15 protein-coding genes are annotated in these 14,922 nt (G+C 72.0%); 2 read left to right on the top strand and 13 right to left on the bottom strand.

Annotated elements, in window-relative coordinates; all coding sequences use genetic code 11:
* Positions 1-36: 36 nt before the first annotated feature.
* From QQA02_RS00750 to QQA02_RS00725, 6 genes are read right to left on the bottom strand one after another with little or no spacing between them, the layout of a single operon-like run.
* Positions 37-1,182, bottom strand: coding sequence for a cysteine desulfurase family protein (locus tag QQA02_RS00750; protein WP_284862976.1), 1,146 nt, complete (start codon positions 1,180-1,182; stop codon positions 37-39).
* On the bottom strand, positions 1,179-2,132 hold the full coding sequence (locus QQA02_RS00745; RefSeq protein WP_284862975.1) for an electron transfer flavoprotein subunit alpha/FixB family protein: 954 nt from the start codon (positions 2,130-2,132) through the stop codon (positions 1,179-1,181). Before QQA02_RS00745 ends, QQA02_RS00750 begins: the two co-directional genes overlap by 4 nt.
* Positions 2,133-2,146: 14 nt before the next feature.
* A complete protein-coding gene (locus tag QQA02_RS00740) occupies positions 2,147-2,935 on the bottom strand; it encodes an electron transfer flavoprotein subunit beta/FixA family protein (protein WP_284774083.1) in 789 nt (262 codons plus the stop codon).
* 39 nt (positions 2,936-2,974) lie between these two features.
* Positions 2,975-4,117, bottom strand: a complete 1,143-nt coding sequence (locus QQA02_RS00735; RefSeq protein WP_284774082.1) for a THUMP-like domain-containing protein — start codon at positions 4,115-4,117, stop codon at positions 2,975-2,977.
* A 10-nt stretch (positions 4,118-4,127) separates the two neighbouring features.
* Complete coding sequence (locus QQA02_RS00730) at positions 4,128-4,931, bottom strand: NUDIX hydrolase (RefSeq protein WP_284774081.1); 804 nt, start codon at positions 4,929-4,931, stop codon at positions 4,128-4,130.
* A 15-nt stretch (positions 4,932-4,946) separates the two neighbouring features.
* Positions 4,947-5,780 (bottom strand): ABC transporter ATP-binding protein, encoded by an 834-nt coding sequence (locus QQA02_RS00725; protein ID WP_284774079.1) that lies wholly within the window; start codon positions 5,778-5,780, stop codon positions 4,947-4,949.
* 112 nt (positions 5,781-5,892) lie between these two features.
* Between QQA02_RS00725 and QQA02_RS00720 the strand changes: the two genes are divergently transcribed.
* Together QQA02_RS00720 and glgB are read left to right on the top strand one after the other, a co-directional pair.
* The gene (locus QQA02_RS00720) at positions 5,893-7,929 is read left to right on the top strand and encodes a maltotransferase domain-containing protein (RefSeq protein ID WP_284862974.1); all 2,037 of its coding nucleotides are present in this window, start codon (positions 5,893-5,895) and stop codon (positions 7,927-7,929) included.
* 76 nt (positions 7,930-8,005) lie between these two features.
* A complete protein-coding gene (gene glgB / locus QQA02_RS00715) occupies positions 8,006-10,195 on the top strand; it encodes a 1,4-alpha-glucan branching protein GlgB (protein WP_284862973.1) in 2,190 nt (729 codons plus the stop codon).
* A 45-nt stretch (positions 10,196-10,240) separates the two neighbouring features.
* Here glgB and QQA02_RS00710 read toward each other — a convergent pair whose 3' ends face one another.
* The 7 genes from QQA02_RS00710 to atpD all read right to left on the bottom strand — a co-directional run bounded on the left by QQA02_RS00710 (position 10,241) and on the right by atpD (position 14,920).
* Positions 10,241-11,137: a tetratricopeptide repeat protein gene (locus QQA02_RS00710; RefSeq protein WP_284862972.1), complete on the bottom strand. Its 897-nt coding sequence runs from the start codon at positions 11,135-11,137 to the stop codon at positions 10,241-10,243.
* Between the two features lies 1 nt (position 11,138).
* Entirely contained in the window at positions 11,139-11,444 is a 306-nt protein-coding gene (locus QQA02_RS00705; protein ID WP_284774072.1) for a thiamine-binding protein, read from the bottom strand.
* Between the two features lie 30 nt (positions 11,445-11,474).
* Positions 11,475-11,741 carry an Rv1322 family protein gene (locus tag QQA02_RS00700; protein WP_284862971.1) on the bottom strand — a complete coding sequence of 89 codons (267 nt, stop codon included), beginning with the start codon at positions 11,739-11,741 and terminating at the stop codon, positions 11,475-11,477.
* Positions 11,742-12,434, bottom strand: a complete 693-nt coding sequence (gene nucS, locus QQA02_RS00695; protein WP_284862970.1) for an endonuclease NucS — start codon at positions 12,432-12,434, stop codon at positions 11,742-11,744.
* A gap of 46 nt (positions 12,435-12,480) precedes the next feature.
* Positions 12,481-12,951, bottom strand: a complete 471-nt coding sequence (locus QQA02_RS00690) for a DUF2550 domain-containing protein (protein WP_284862969.1) — start codon at positions 12,949-12,951, stop codon at positions 12,481-12,483.
* 136 nt (positions 12,952-13,087) lie between these two features.
* Positions 13,088-13,459 (bottom strand): F0F1 ATP synthase subunit epsilon, encoded by a 372-nt coding sequence (locus QQA02_RS00685; RefSeq protein WP_284862968.1) that lies wholly within the window; start codon positions 13,457-13,459, stop codon positions 13,088-13,090.
* A 9-nt stretch (positions 13,460-13,468) separates the two neighbouring features.
* Positions 13,469-14,920, bottom strand: a complete 1,452-nt coding sequence (gene atpD / locus QQA02_RS00680) for a F0F1 ATP synthase subunit beta (RefSeq protein WP_284774062.1) — start codon at positions 14,918-14,920, stop codon at positions 13,469-13,471.
* Positions 14,921-14,922 lie beyond the last annotated feature (2 nt).

The raw sequence follows: 14,922 nt of genomic DNA, 5'->3' as shown, positions 1-14,922 counted from the left end.
CGGGTTTGCCGGGGGTTGGCTGTGACCCGGCTGCGCCTAAGCCATGCCCGCGGCGCGGGCGCGGGCGACCACCTCGGGAAGCACCGCGAGCACGCGGTCGACGTCGGCGTCGGTCGAGGTGTGGCCCAGGCTGAAGCGCAGGGTGCCGCGGGCGGTGGCCTCCGGGACCCCGGCGGCCAGCAGCACGCGGCTGGCGCGGTTGACCCCGCTCGAGCAGGCCGAGCCGGTCGCCGCGGCGATGCCCGCGGCGTCGAGCAGCATGATCAGGCTGTCGCCCTCCGCGCCCGGGAAGGACACCGACAGGTGGCCGGGAAGGGCGGGCTCGGTGGTGTTGACGCGCACGTCGTCGACACGCGCGAGGATGCCCTCGCGCAGGCGGTCGCGCAGCGCGGAGACGCGGGCGTTCTCCGCCTCGCGCTCGGCGAGCGCCTCGGTGAGTGCGGCGGCGAAGGCCGCGGCACCGGCGACGTCGTTGGTGCCGGGGCGCAGGCCGCGCTCCTGGCCGCCGCCGAAGACGACGGCCTCGGGCGCCGGGGAGCGCCGCGCCAGCAGCACGCCCACGCCGCGCGGACCGCCGAACTTGTGGCCGCTGGCCGCGAGCGTCGTCGCGCCCATGGCGTGGAAGTCCACGGCGACCTTGCCCACGGCCTGCACCGCGTCGACGTGCACCGGGGTGCCGGCCGCGTCAGCTGCGGCGATGACCTCGTCCACCGGCTGGATCGCGCCGGTCTCGTTGTTGGCCAGCATGCACGCGGCCACCGCGGCCGGCTCCGCCAGCGCCGAAAGATCGCTGACGCGCCCGCCTTCGTCGACGGGCAGATCGACGACCTCGGCGCCGAGGTGGCGCACGGTCTGGAAGACCGCGGAGTGCTCCAGCTGGCTGGCCACCACGCGCGCCGGGCGACCGGCGGCCACGCCGGCGCGGTAGAGGCCCTGCACGGCGATGTTGTCGGCCTCGGAGCCGGCGCCGGTGAAGACGACCTCGACCGGGTCGGCACCGAGCGCGGCGGCGACGGCCTCGCGGGACTCGTCGAGCGCGTGCCGGGCGGCCCGCCCGGCGGCGTACTGGCCGCCGGGGTTGAGGTCGCGGGCGTGGCGCACCCACGCGTCGATCGCGCACTGGCGCATCGGCGTCGTGGCGGCGTGGTCCAGGTAGTGCTCCCCCGCCCCCGCTGCGGTCACTTGCGCTCCTCCAGCTTGGCGATCAGCTCGGGCACGACCTCGAAGAGGTCGCCGACCACGCCGAGATCCGCGACCTGGAAGATCGGGGCGTCCTCGTCGGTGTTGACCGCGACGATCTTGCCGGCGGTCTGCATGCCGGACAGGTGCTGGATGGCGCCCGAGATGCCCAGGCCGATGTAGAGGTCCGGCGAGACGTTCACGCCGGTCTGGCCGATCTGGAACTGGGCGTCGTAGTAGGCCAGGTCGACGGCGTCACGGGTCGCCCCCACGGCGCCACCCAGGGCGTCGGCGAGCCGCTCGACGACGTCGTGGAAGGCCTCCTCGGAGCCCACGCCGCGCCCGCCCGCGACGACGACCTTGGCCTGCGTCAGCTCGGGGCGGGTGCCGCGGGTGGCCGGGGTGAAGGAGGTGACGGTGACGTCCTTGGCGCCGGCGGCCGGCAGCGGCAGGCTCTGCAGGGTGCCCGCCGCCTGCTGCGGCAGGGCGTCGACGACGCCGGGGCGCAGCGCGTAGATGGGGCTGGTGCCGCCGACGACGGCGGAGACCTGCACCTGGTCGCCGAAGATGGAGTGGTTGGCCGAGCCGTCGGCGTTGACGCCGGTGACGTCGGTGAGCACGCCGGAGGCCAGGCGGGCGGCCAGGCGGCCGGCGATCTCGTTGCCGGTCGGGCCGGCGGCCACCAGGATCGGCGCCGGGTTCTGCGCGGCGAGGATGGACACGGCGTCGACCTCGGGCAGGATCAGGCGGGCGTCGTGATCGGCGGACTCGGCTGCCACGATGTTGGCCGCGCCCAGCTCGCCGAGCTGCCCGGCCAGCGGGGCCGCGGTGCCCGGGGCGCCGACGACGACGGCGGTGACGTCGCCGAAGACGCGGGCGGCGGTGATCAGTTCGCCGGTGACGGCGTCGAGCTCGCCGCCGGAGTGCTCGACCAGTACGTATGCGTTGGACATGTGGTGTGCTCTCCTTACAGCAGGTTCTCGTCGTCGAGGAAGGCCAGGACCTTCGCGGCCGACTCGGGGCCGCGGACGGTCTCGCCGGCGGTGCGCGCGGCGCGCTCGTTGGCGCCGGTCACGCGGGTCGCCGCGTGCTCGAGGCCGACCTGCTCCGGGGTCACGCCGATCGCGGCGAGGTCCCAGGTGGTGATCTCGTGCTTCTTGGCGGCCATCAGGCCCTTGAAGTTGGGGAAGCGCGGCTTGTCGGCCTTGTCGGTCACGGAGACCACGGCCGGCAGCGGCGCGGAGAGCTCCCAGTGGCCGTGCGCGTCCTCGCGGGTGCCGGTGACCGTGTCACCCTCGAGGGCCACGGCGCGCAGCTCGGTGAGCGCCGGGCACTGGCGGTACTCCGCGACGATGCCCGGCAGGGCGCCCACGGCGCCGTCCGAGGAGGCGCCGCCGGCGACGATGAGGCGGACGTCGTCGAGCTTGGCGACGGCCGCGGCGACCGTCCAGGCGGTTCCCAGGACGTCGGAGCCGGCCAGGGCGTCGTCCAGGACGTGCACGGCGTCGTCGGCGCCCATGGCGATGGCGCGGCGCAGCGCCTCGTCGGCGCCGGCCGGGCCGACGGTCAGGGCGACGACCCGCCAGCCGGCGTCGGGGTCGGACTCACGCAGCCGCAGCGCGGCCTCCACGGAGTACTCGTTGACCTCGTCGAGGACCTCGTCGACGGCGTCGCGGTCGAGGGTGTGGTCCTCGCTGAGCTTCTTGGTCGACCAGGTGTCCGGCACGTTCTTGACCAGAGCCACGATCGTGGGCATGAGGCTCCTTCACTGTGTAGGTACTTGTGTTTGCTCGAATTACGGCGGACAGTGTACCCGGCCCGCGCAGACGTGGGCCCGGGCCGAGTCCCCGACCCGGGCAATGACCACCGCCATGGGCCTGGTGCCGCGCAGCTTGAGCTTCTTGCGCAGCCGGTCCGGGTCGACGTCCACCCCGCGGACCAGGATCTCCACGGATCCGGCGTCGTGTGCGGCCAGGGTGGCGCGCAGCTTCTTCAGCGGCACGGCCTCGATGAATTCAAACCCGCTCGAGCCGGCCGGGATTCGGTCGCCGGTCAGGAACGCGATGTGGCTGTCGAGCATCCACAGCCCCGCGCGGTTGGCCCAGTGCGCGACCAGCCCGGCGCGCACGACGGCCCCGTCGGGTTCGAGGATGTAGCGCCCGGGCTCGCCGGCGGCCACCTCGTCGTCCGCGCCCGAGTCGATGCGGTCGACAGCGGTGACGGTGCCGTCGGCGGCGGTTGTGACCGCCACGGCGCGCCGACCCCGGCCGAAACCCGGGGTGTACAGGCAGGCCTCCTTGACCGCGCCGTCGACGCTGACGACGGTGACCAGCCCGTCCCAGTCGGAATAGTCGATGCCCGGGGCGCATTTGACGGCCAGCTCCCGGCCGCGGTGGGCCGCGAGCAGGTCCGGCAGCGGAGGGATCAGGCGCGCGGGGTCGGTGATGCGGCGTCCCCCGGCGCGCCGGGCCGGGTCGGCGACTACGACCCCGCCGGCGTGCGGCGGGTGCAGGGCGTCGGCGCGAAGGAAGAGGCCCTCGGGCACGTTGTGACGGGCGAGCATGAGGCGCACGTGGTCGAGGTCGGAGCCGACATAGCACATGCCGGCGGCGGTCACGGCGCGGCCCTCCCCGCCGATGGAGCAGGTGACGTCGAAGACGGTCCGGGCGCCCGCCGCCGCGAGGATCCGGGCACGCTCGGCGGCCACCGCCGGGTGGGTGGCCTGCTGACGCGACTCGTCGTCGGAGAGCCAGCCGGGCAGGCGGCGGCGGCACTGGGCCAGCTCGGTGGCCGCGCGGCCGAACTCGCCGAAGCGGGCGCGCAGCACCTCGGTGTCCTTCAGCACAGTGCGCGGGCTCAGGTCGAGTCCGGCGGCCGCGTCGTCGACCTCGCCGACGCGTTCGGTGACGAAGCGCGCCTCGGCTCGCGAGTAGGCCATCGCTTCTCCCTCAGATGCGGTCGGGCCGGTCGATGGTGAAGAACTCCCGGTAGCGCGGGTCGTCGACGGGGTCGCCGACGACCGGGGTCATGTCCGAGTGCTCGGCCTCGGCCAGCGCCTCGGCGACGGTGCGGCAGTCCGCGAGGCGTTTCAGCTGCGCCCAGGTGGGAATGACCAGGCGGACCAGACCGGTGCGCCAGCCGTCGAGGAGCAGCGAGGGCGGGAACCAGCCGGCGGAGTCGGTCTCCGAGGACTGCCCGTCGGGCTCCTGGCCGACCGGGTGCACAGCCAGGAACGAGGTGTTGTCGAAGGTGTTGCCGCGCTCGGAGGTGCCCACCCAGCGCGCCCAGGGCCGCAGCATGTCGGAGTGCACGCGCAGCTTACCGCGGTGGAGCACCTGGGTCAGGGAGAGTCGGTGGGACTCAAGCGCCAGCCGGTCGGCGTGGAAGGGTGTGGCGTCGGCCACCGTGGTGCGGTTGCGGTGGACGGCCAGCAGGGTGCCGGTCTCCTCGAAGAGCTCGCGCACGGCGGCGAAGACCAGGGCGCGGGCCTGCTGGGTGGGCACGCCAAGCACGTCGGCGGTGTCCTCGAGCGGCCGGCCGGACCACAGGTCCTCCACGCCGTCCTCGTTCTCGTCGACGAGCGCGAAGTCGCGCCGGTCGACCCCGCCGCCCGGGAAGACGGTCATGCCCGGGTAGTTGGGCATGGCGGACACGCGCTCCTGGACCCACACCTCGAGTCCCTGCCGGCCGTCGCGCACGAGCAGCACGGTGGCCGCGAGCCGTGAGCCGCCGACACCGGAATTCTGCGGCATCTCCCCCGCCTCCGCCTAGCGGTCCGCCCGCGAGCGGTGGGCGCCGCCCGTGCGCACCCGGCGCGCGAAGTACCGCTCGCCGATGCGGTCGAGCTGGATCGGCTGGTGGAAGGCCTTGGAGAGGTTCTCGCTGGTCATCACGTCGTCGAAGAGGCCCTGGGCGACCACCTCGCCCTCGTCGAGCAGCAGGGCGTGGGTGAAGCCCTGCGGGATCTCCTCGACGTGGTGGGTGATCATCACGGTCGCCGGGGCGTCCGGGTCCATGGCCAGCTGGGCGAGGTAGGCCACCAGGTCCTCGCGGCCGCCGAGGTCCATGCCGGCGGTCGGCTCGTCGAGGATGAGCAGCTCGGGGTCGATCATCAGGGCGCGGGCGACCATGACGCGCTTGCGCTCGCCCTCGGAGAGCGTGCCCCAGGAGCGGTCGCGCAGGTGCAGTGCGCCGAGCTCCTCGAGGATCTCGTTGGCACGGTCGAAGTCCTGCTCGTCGTACTCCTCGCGCCAGCGGCCCAGGATCGCGTAGCCGGCCGAGACGACGAGGTCGCCGACCTTCTCGCGGTCCGGGATGCGGTGGGCCACGGCCGAGGAGGAGATGCCGATGCCGGCGCGCAGGTCGCGCATGTCGGTGCGCCCGATCTTCTCGCCGAGCACCCAGGCCTCCCCCGAGGAGGGGAATTCCTCGGCCGCGGCCATGCGCACCAGTGTGGTCTTGCCCGCACCGTTGGGCCCGATGATCACCCAGCGCTCGTCGAGCTCAACCTGCCAGTCCACGGGGCCGACCAGCGTGCGCCCGCCGCGGGCGAAGGTCACGCCGCGGAAGTCGATCAGAAGATCCTCACTCGATTCACTCACACCACCATTGTGCCATTGCGCGTGCCGCGCGCGGCCGCATGTGTGCCCGGCGTCGCTCCGCTAGGCTCGGGGGAGGTAAGAGCCCACGTCACTGGAAGGTGGAGACGCCGAGATGACAGACCCCGCTGACCCCGTCGCCCGGCTCGGCTTGGACGACATCAGGCCCACGATCACGATGGGGAGGCTGCCGGCCAAGGCCGTCGTCGGCGAGATGGTCCCCGTCTTCGCACTCGTCTGGCGGGAGGGCCACGACGCCGTGGCCGCCACCCTCCAGGTCACGGACCCCGACGGGGTCACCACCGCCTACCCGATGGTCGCGGAGCTGCAGAACCCGGACAACCACCACGGCGTCTTCGTCCCGGACCGGGAGGGCGACTGGTGGTACCGCGTCGAGGCGTGGTCGGACCCGATCGCGACCTGGCGCAACGCGGTGACCAAGAAGATGGGCGCCGGCCAGGGCGCCGAGGAGCTCGAAAACGACCTGCGCCACGGCGCGGAGCTCTTCGAGCGCGCCGCGCTCAACTCCTCCGACCACGGGGCGCGCACCCGCCTGCGCAGCGCGGCGGACGCGCTGGCCTCCGAGGGCCACCCCTACGACCGCAGCCTGATCGCCCTCGACGACCAGACCCGCCGCATCCTCGACGCCGAGCCGCTGCGCGACATGATCGTCGTCTCCGAGGAGCGCCCGGTCCACGTCGAGCGGAAGAAGGCCCTGTTCAGCTCCTGGTACGAGCTCTTCCCGCGCTCGACCGGCGACTGGGACGAGGCCGGCAACCCCGTGCACGGCACCTTCGCCACCACCGCCGCGGCCCTCGACCGGGTGCGCGAGATGGGCTTCGACACCGTGTACTTCCCGCCGATCCACCCGATCGGCGAGGTCAACCGCAAGGGCCGCAACAACACCCTGGCCCCGGGGCCCGAGGACGTCGGCTCGCCGTGGGCCATCGGCTCCGCGGACGGCGGCCACGACGCGGTGCACCCGCGCCTGGGCACGCTCGACGACTTCGACGCGCTGGTCGCCCGCGCCGAGGAGCTCGGCCTGGAGGTCGCACTCGACCTGGCGCTGCAGGCCGCCCCGGACCACCCGTGGGCGAAGAGCCACCCGGAGTTCTTCACCGTGCTGCCCGACGGCACCATCGCCTACGCGGAGAACCCGCCGAAGAAGTACCAGGACATTTACCCGCTCAACTTCGACAACGACCCGAAGGGCATCTACGAGGAGATCCTGCGGGTCGCGGAGTTCTGGATCGGCCACGGCGTGCACACCTTCCGCGTGGACAACCCGCACACCAAGCCGGTCAACTTCTGGCACTGGCTGATCTCCGCGGTGCACGAGGAGCACCCCGAGGTGATCTTCCTGGCCGAGGCCTTCACCCGCCCGGCGCGCCTCTACGGGCTGTCCAAGGTGGGCTTCTCGCAGTCCTACACGTACTTCACCTGGAAGACGACGAAGCGCGAGCTCACCGAGTTCATCGAGCAGACCCTCGACAACGCCGACGTCTCGCGGCCCAACCTCTTCGTCAACACCCCGGACATCCTGCACGAGTCCCTGCAGTACGGCGGGCGGGCGGCCTTCGCCATCCGCGCGGCGCTGGCGGCGACGATCTCGCCGCTGTGGGGCGTCTACTCCGGCTTCGAGCTCTACGAGCACGAGGCCGTGCGCCCGGGCAGCGAGGAGTACCTCGACAGCGAGAAGTACGAGCTGCGCCCGCGCGACTTCGAGGGCGCGGCCGCCCGCGGCGACTCGCTGGAGCCGTTCATCGCGCTGCTCAACTGGATCCGCGGCGAGCGCCCGGCCCTGCAGCAGCTGCGCACCCTGCACCTGCACGAGGTCGACAACGACCAGCTGATCGCCTACAGCAAGGTCGACCCGGTCACCGGCGACGCCGTGCTGGTGGTGGTCAACCTCGACCCGCGCAACCCGCAGGAGGGCACCGTCACCGTCGACCGCGAGGTCCTCGGCCTCGACGCCGAGGGCGACTTCCCCGTCCACGACCTGGTCACCGGCTCCCACTGGCGCTGGTCGGACCGCAACTTCGTGCGGCTGAGCCCGCAGGCCGACGTCGCCCACATCCTGGCCCTGCCGCAGGTCCCCGAGGAGCGCCGCGAGCGCCTGGCCTACCGCGAGGTCCACGACTACCGCCCCTGACCGGCCCCGCGCCCGGCCCACGCCGGGCGCCGCCGGCACCCCGATATCCGAGAACACAACGGAAAGACGACCCACCATGCACGAACACGACCTCGGCATCCCCGACTCCGACCTCGACCTGCTGCTGACGCAGAGTCACTGGGCGCCGCACGACTTCTACGGCTGGCACGAGACGGAGGACGGCTCCGTGGTGCGCACCCGCCAGGTCGGTGCCGAGAAGGTCGAGCTGCTCTACGACGGCGACAGCGTCGAGATGGTCCCCGTCGGCCACGACATCTGGGCCGTCGGCCTCGACTCGCGCCGCTCGCTGGACTACCGCCTCAAGGTCACCTGGCCGGGCGGCGAGCCGGTGATCATGGCCGACCCGTACCACTTCCTGCCCACCCTCGGTGAGCTGGACATCTACCTGATCGGCGAGGGCCGCCACGAGCGGCTCTGGAAGGTGCTGGGCGCCAACGTGCGCCGCTACGACACGGCCCTGGGCCACGTCGTGGGCACCGCCTTCGCCGTGTGGGCCCCGAACGCCCGCTCGGTGGCCGTCATCGGCGACTTCAACGGCTGGAACGCCGACCAACACCCGATGCGCTCCCTGGGTTCCTCGGGCGTGTGGGAGCTGTTCATCCCCGGCGTGACCGCCGGCGCGACCTACAAGTTCGCCGTGCTCGCCCAGGACGGCACCCGCCGCGACAAGGCCGACCCGATGGCCAAGGCCGCCGAGGTGCCGCCGGCGACGGCCTCCAAGGTCGCCGAGTCCGACTACGAGTGGCACGACTCCGCCTGGGTCTCCCAGCGTGAGCAGACCGACCACACCGCCGCGCCGATGAGCGTCTACGAGGTCCACCTCGGCTCCTGGCGCGAGGGCATGAACTACGAGCGCGCGGTCACCGAGTTGGTCGACTACGTCGTCGAGCACGGCTTCACGCACGTCGAGCTCATGCCGGTCGCCGAGCACCCCTTCGGCGGCTCCTGGGGTTACCAGGTCACCGGCTACTACGCCCCGACCTCGCGCTGGGGCTCCCCGGACCAGCTGCGCGCGCTCGTCGACGCCTGCCACCGCGCCGGCGTCGGCGTGATCGTCGACTGGGTGCCCGGGCACTTCCCGCGCGACGAGTGGGCGCTGGCCCGCTTCGACGGCCAGGCCCTCTACGAGCACCCGGACTGGCGCCGCGGCGAGCAGCGCGACTGGGGCACCTTCGTCTTCGACTGGGGCCGCGCCGAGGTGCGCAACTTCCTGGTGGCCAACGCCCTGTACTGGGTCGAGGAGTTCCACATCGACGGCCTGCGCGTCGACGCGGTCGCCTCCATGCTCTACCTGGACTACTCGCGCAACGACGGCGAGTGGCTGCCCAACCAGTACGGTGGCCGCGAGAACCTCGACGCCGTGCAGTTCCTCCAGGAGACCAACGCCACCGTGCACAAGACCTTCCCCGGCGTGCTGACCATCGCCGAGGAGTCGACGTCCTGGCCGGGCGTGACCACCCCGACCTACGACGGCGGGCTGGGCTTCGACTTCAAATGGAACATGGGCTGGATGAACGACACCCTCGAGTACTTCTCGCTCGACCCGGTGCACCGCTCCTACCACCACAACGAGATCACCTTCTCGATGATTTACGCCTACTCGGAGCACTACATCCTGCCGTTCTCCCACGACGAGGTCGTCCACGGCAAGGGCTCACTGTGGCAGCGCATGCCGGGCGACGCCTGGAACAAGGCGGCGGGCCTGCGCACCCTCTACGGCTACATGTTCTCCCACCCGGGCAAGAACCTGCTCTTCCAGGGCCAGGAGTTCGGCCAGGCCGACGAGTGGAACGACTCCATCGGCGTGCCCTTCGGCCAGATGGAGGGCTGGGAGGGCGAGTACCACCGCGGTATCCGCCGCCTGATCGACGACGTCAACGGCCTCTACCCCACCCTGCCGGCGCTCTACAGCCGTGACTCGGACCCGGCGGGCTTCCAGTGGGTCAAGTCGGACGACCTCACCCACAACGTGCTCGCCTACGTCCGCCACGGCTCGGACGGCTCGGCGCTGCTGGCCGTGGTCAACATGTCCGGCTCCTCGCACCTGGGCTACCGCCTGGGCGTGCCCTTCGGCGGGCGCTGGGAGCTGGTGCTCAACACCGACGACGCCGCCTACGAGGGCGCGGGCAACCCGCTCGACGAGTTCGTCGAGGCCCCCGAGCAGGAGTACGACGGCTTCGCCCACTCCGTGACCCTGCACCTGCCGGCGCAGTCCGTGCAGTGGTACCGCCAGGTGCGCGACTGATCCCCCGCCGGGGCGGTGCCGTCCGCCCCGGCCCCGTCGGCGGCGCTAGAACAGCGCGCTGGCCATTTTCGTGCGCGCGGCGATGACGCGCTCGTCGCCGGCGTCGAAGAGGGCGAACAGCTCGACGAGCCGGTCGCGCACGCGGTCGCGCTCGTCGCCGGCCAGCGTCGTCAGCAGCGCGATCAGGCGCTCGAAGGCGCGCTCCGGCGCGCCCGCGGCGACCTCGGCGTCCGCCGCGGCGAACTGCTTGCCGACGTCGCGGGGGTCGGCGTCGGCGTCCGACACCGGGTCGGCGCCGGGCGCCGTGTGCTCCGCCAGGCGCACGAGCAGCTTCGCGTTGTCGCGCGCCTGGCGCGCCCGGGTGTTGTCCGGCTCGGCGTCCACGATGGCCTGGTAGGCATCGACGGCCGCCGCGGGGTCGCCGGCGGCGATGAGATCCGCGGCCGCGGTGAAGCGCGGGTCGTCGGCCTCCTCCTCGCCGCCGTCGGCCGGCAGCCCCTCGAGCTGCGGGCCGACCTGCTCGACGAGCGCGCCGACCCAGCCGCGCAGCTGCTCGGCGGGCTGGCCGCCCTGGAAGCTGGCCACGGGGCGCCCGGCGGCGAGCGCCAGCACGGTCGGCAGCCCCTGCACGCCCAGGGCCTGGGCGAGGCGCGCCTGGGCGTCGGCGTCCAGGTAGCCGAAGACGAAGCCGGTCTTCTCCTGGCCCTCGGCCAGGGCGCGCAGGTCGGCGCGCAGCTGCTCGGACTCGGGGCTGCGGGCCGTGCCCACCAGCACCACGACGGGCACCTGGGTGGAGCGGCGCACCATCTCGCGTTCGGCGTTCTCGGGGGACAACTCCACGTAGGCGGCGACGCCAGCCTTGTCCGCCTGGCGTTCGCGCGCGGCGTCGGCAAGCTGTCCCAGGTCGACGGCGCGGGAGGTGAAACGGTCGGGTGCGGTCAAGTCAGTCCTCCTTGAGGTGGCGTTCCAGCGATTCGACCTTGCCGTGGATGCGGTCGGTGTAGCCCGGGCGGATGTCGGCCTTGAGCACGAGCGAGACGCGCGGGGAGACCGCGGCGACGGCCTCGCAGGCGCGGTGGACGACGTCCATGACCTCGTCCCACTCCCCCTCCAGGAGGGTGAACATGGCGTTGGTCTCGTTGGGCAGACCCGACTCGCGCACCACGCGGACGGCCTCGGCGACGGCGGCGGACATCTCCGCCTCCGCGTTCGGGGTCTCGGTGGGCGCCACGGAAAAGGCGATGATCATGGGCCCCACACTACCCGCGGGGTACCGAGGCTAGCCGCGGGTGCGCGCCGCACGGTGCCAGCAGCCGGAGTGCCAGTGACGGCGCGACTCCGGGTCGTGGCGCGGCCAGGCGACCACGTGGGCCACCCCGGGTTCGATCGGCCCCACGCAGTGCGGGCAGGTGTAGCGCTTGTGTGCGCGGTCGGCGGTGACGGGGCGCATCTCGAAGTCGCCGCCGCCCGGCCCGGTGACCCGGTTGGACCACAGGGCGGGCACGGGCCGCGGCTCGACGCGCCCGCGCCGGTTGTGCCGCGGCATCTAGAACAGCCTCAGCTCGTCGGACTCGGTGCCGCGCATCTTGGCGTAGTCGAGGATCTGGCAGCGGATGCCGCGGTCCTCGGCCAGGGTGCGCGCCTGCCGCTTGATCTCCTGGGCGGCGAAGACGCCGTCGACCGGGGCCAGCAGCGCGTCGCGGTTGAGCAGCTCGAGGTAGCGGGTCAGCTGCTCGACGCCGTCGATGTTGCCGCGGCGCTTGATCTCCACGGCCACCGTGTGCCCCTCGGCGTCGCGGGCGAGGATGTCCACCGGGCCGATGGCGGTCGGGTACTCGCGGCGGATGAGCGTGTAGCCGGCGCCGAGCTCCTCGATCTGCTCGGCGAGCAGCTCCTGGAGATGGGCCTCCACGCCGTCCTTGACCAGGCCGGGGTCCTCGCCGAGGTCACGGTTAAGCTCCGCGTGGATCTTCTCGACGGTGATGCGCAGCTGCTCTCCCTTGGGGTTCTCCACCACCCAGAGCTCCTCGCCGGTGTCCTCGCCGTCGGCGTCGACGATCTCGGAGGTGTGCACCGTGCACGGCGGGGTCATCCAGTTCAGCGGCTTGTAGGCGCGGTCGTCGGCGTGCACCGAGACCGAACCGTCGGCCTTGAGCATCAGCAGGCGGTCGGCCGGGGGCAGGTGGGCTTCCAGACGGCCGACGTAGTCCACGGAGCAACGGGCGATGACGAGACGCATGGTGCACCAGGGTACCCGCCGGGTGCGCGCACGCGTGCCGCGGGGCTCAGCGCCGCCGTTCGCGGCGCTCGCGGCGGATGCGGGCGCGTAGGCGGTAAAAGTCCGGGCGCTCCTGGCGGACGTCCGGGGCGGACTCCAGCCAGGCGGTGAAGCCCATCTCGGCGTGCGGGGCGCAGGCGATCTCCCACTCGGCGCCGGCGCTGCGGAAGGAGAGCACGTGGTAGCCGTCGGGCATGAACGCGGCCTCGCTGGGGGTCAGCTCGCGGCGGCGGCCCAGCGTGAGCTCCACGCGGTGGAAGGTCGAGTCCGGCCCCGGCGCGATCGAGCGCAGCTTGTAATAGTGCAGGAAGTCCCCGTCGTAGCGCACCAGTCCGTGGCGCCAGCCGTGGGCGCCGTTGGCCGGCAGCCGGCGCAGGACCACGGTCGCCCCCGTCGAGCGCAGCAGGAGGAACCGGCGCGCGGCGAGCGCCGCCCCGACGGCCAGAACCGCCACGAACACCCAGACAACGACCGTCACTCGGGGGAACTCCTTTACGCGAGCCTGCCACGGACCTCCCGGATCCCTTTGGGCAAGTCTATCGCGCAGACGACAAAGAACCACCCCGCCCCCGCCGGTGGCGGGTACGGGGTGGTTCCAAAGGTGTACCGGAGCGCTAGGCCTCCTCCAGGCGCTGCAGCGCACGCAGGGCGGCCTGGCCGCGGCCGCGCACCATCTCGTCGTCGGAGTCGGCGTCGGCCTCGGCCTGGGCGCGGTCGACCTCGTCGGCCCACTCGGCCCAGTCGGCCAGGACGGTGACCTTCTCCTTCGAGACGGACAGGAATCCGCCCTGCACGGCGGCGACGCGGCGGTCGCCGTCGACGGGTCGGACCGTCACGACGCCGTTCTCGGCCAGCTGGCCGAGCATCGGCTCGTGCCCGGGCAGCACGCCGATCTCACCCTCGGTGGTCTGCGCGGTCAGGATCGTGGCCTTACCCGACCACAGCTTCCGTTCCACGGAGACCAGTTCCACGGTGATGTCAGCCATGGCGACCCCCTACTTCTCGGTCATCTTCTTGTAGGCCGCCTCGACGTCGTCCAGGCCACCGAGGCCGTTGAAGGCCTGCTCCGGGTAGTTGTCGTACTCACCGTTGCAGATGCGCTCGAAGGCGTCGATGGTGTCCTTCAGCGGGACGTAGGAGCCCTCCAGGCCCGTGAACTTCTGGGCCACGAAGAAGTTCTGGCCCAGGAAGCGCTCGATGCGACGGGCACGCTGGACGGTGATCTTGTCCTCCTCGGACAGCTCGTCCATGCCCAGGATCGCGATGATGTCCTGGAGCTCCTTGTTCTTCTGGAGGATGTTGATCACGCGCTGCGCCACCTCGTAGTGGTGCTCGCCGACGATCGACGGCTCCAGGATGCGGGAGGTCGAGGTCAGCGGGTTCACCGCGGGGTAGATGCCCTTCGAGGCGATGCCACGGTCGAGCTCGGTGGTCGCGTCCAGGTGGGCGAACGTGGTCGCCGGGGCCGGGTCGGTGTAGTCGTCGGCGGGCACGTAGACGGCCTGCAGCGAGGTGATCGAACGGCCCTTGGTCGAGGTGATTCGCTCCTGCAGGACGCCCATCTCGTCGGCCAGGGTCGGCTGGTAACCGACGGCCGACGGCATGCGGCCCAGCAGGGTCGACACCTCGGAGCCGGCCTGGGTGAAGCGGAAGATGTTGTCGATGAACAGCAGCACGTCCTGGTGCTGCACGTCACGGAAGTACTCCGCCATGGTCAGGCCGGACAGGGCGACGCGCATACGGACTCCCGGCGGCTCGTCCATCTGGCCGAACACGAGCGCGGTGTCCTGGAGCACGCCCATCTCCTCCATCTCGAGGAAGAGGTCCGTGCCCTCACGGGTGCGCTCACCGACGCCGGAGAAGACCGACGTACCGGAGAACTCGCGGGCGATACGGGTGATCATCTCCTGGATGAGCACCGTCTTGCCCACGCCGGCGCCGCCGAACAGGCCGATCTTGCCGCCCTTGACGTACGGGGTCAGCAGGTCGATGACCTTGATGCCCGTCTCCAGGATCTCGGTCTTGCCCTCGAGCTGGTCGAAGGGCGGCGGGTCGCGGTGGATGCCCCAGCGCTCAATCGACTCGTCGTCGTTGAGCTCCGGCGCGTCCAGGCAGTCGCCCAGGGCGTTGAAGACGTGGCCCTTGACCACGTCGCCGACCGGTACCGAGATCGGCTTGCCGGTGTCGATGACCTCGACGCCGCGGACCAGGCCGTCGGTCGGGGCCATGGAGATGGTGCGCACCAGGTTGTCGCCCAGGTGCTGCGCCACCTCGAGGGTGATGGTCTTGGCGACGGCCGGAAGGGTGACCTCGACCTTCAGCGCGTTGTACAGTGCCGGCAGCTCGCCGCGCGGGAACTCCACGTCGACGACAGCACCGATGACGCGCACGACGCGGCCAGCGGCCGTCGCCTGCTGTGCTTCATGCTCGTTGAGAGCTGTACTCATAA

The organism is Corynebacterium sp. MSK006 (genome assembly GCF_030232385.1).
GTDB classification, from domain to species: Bacteria; Actinomycetota; Actinomycetes; order Mycobacteriales; family Mycobacteriaceae; genus Corynebacterium; species Corynebacterium frankenforstense_A.
Note: the sequence above shows the minus strand (reverse complement) of the source record. Positions and strands in the feature narration are given on the sequence as shown.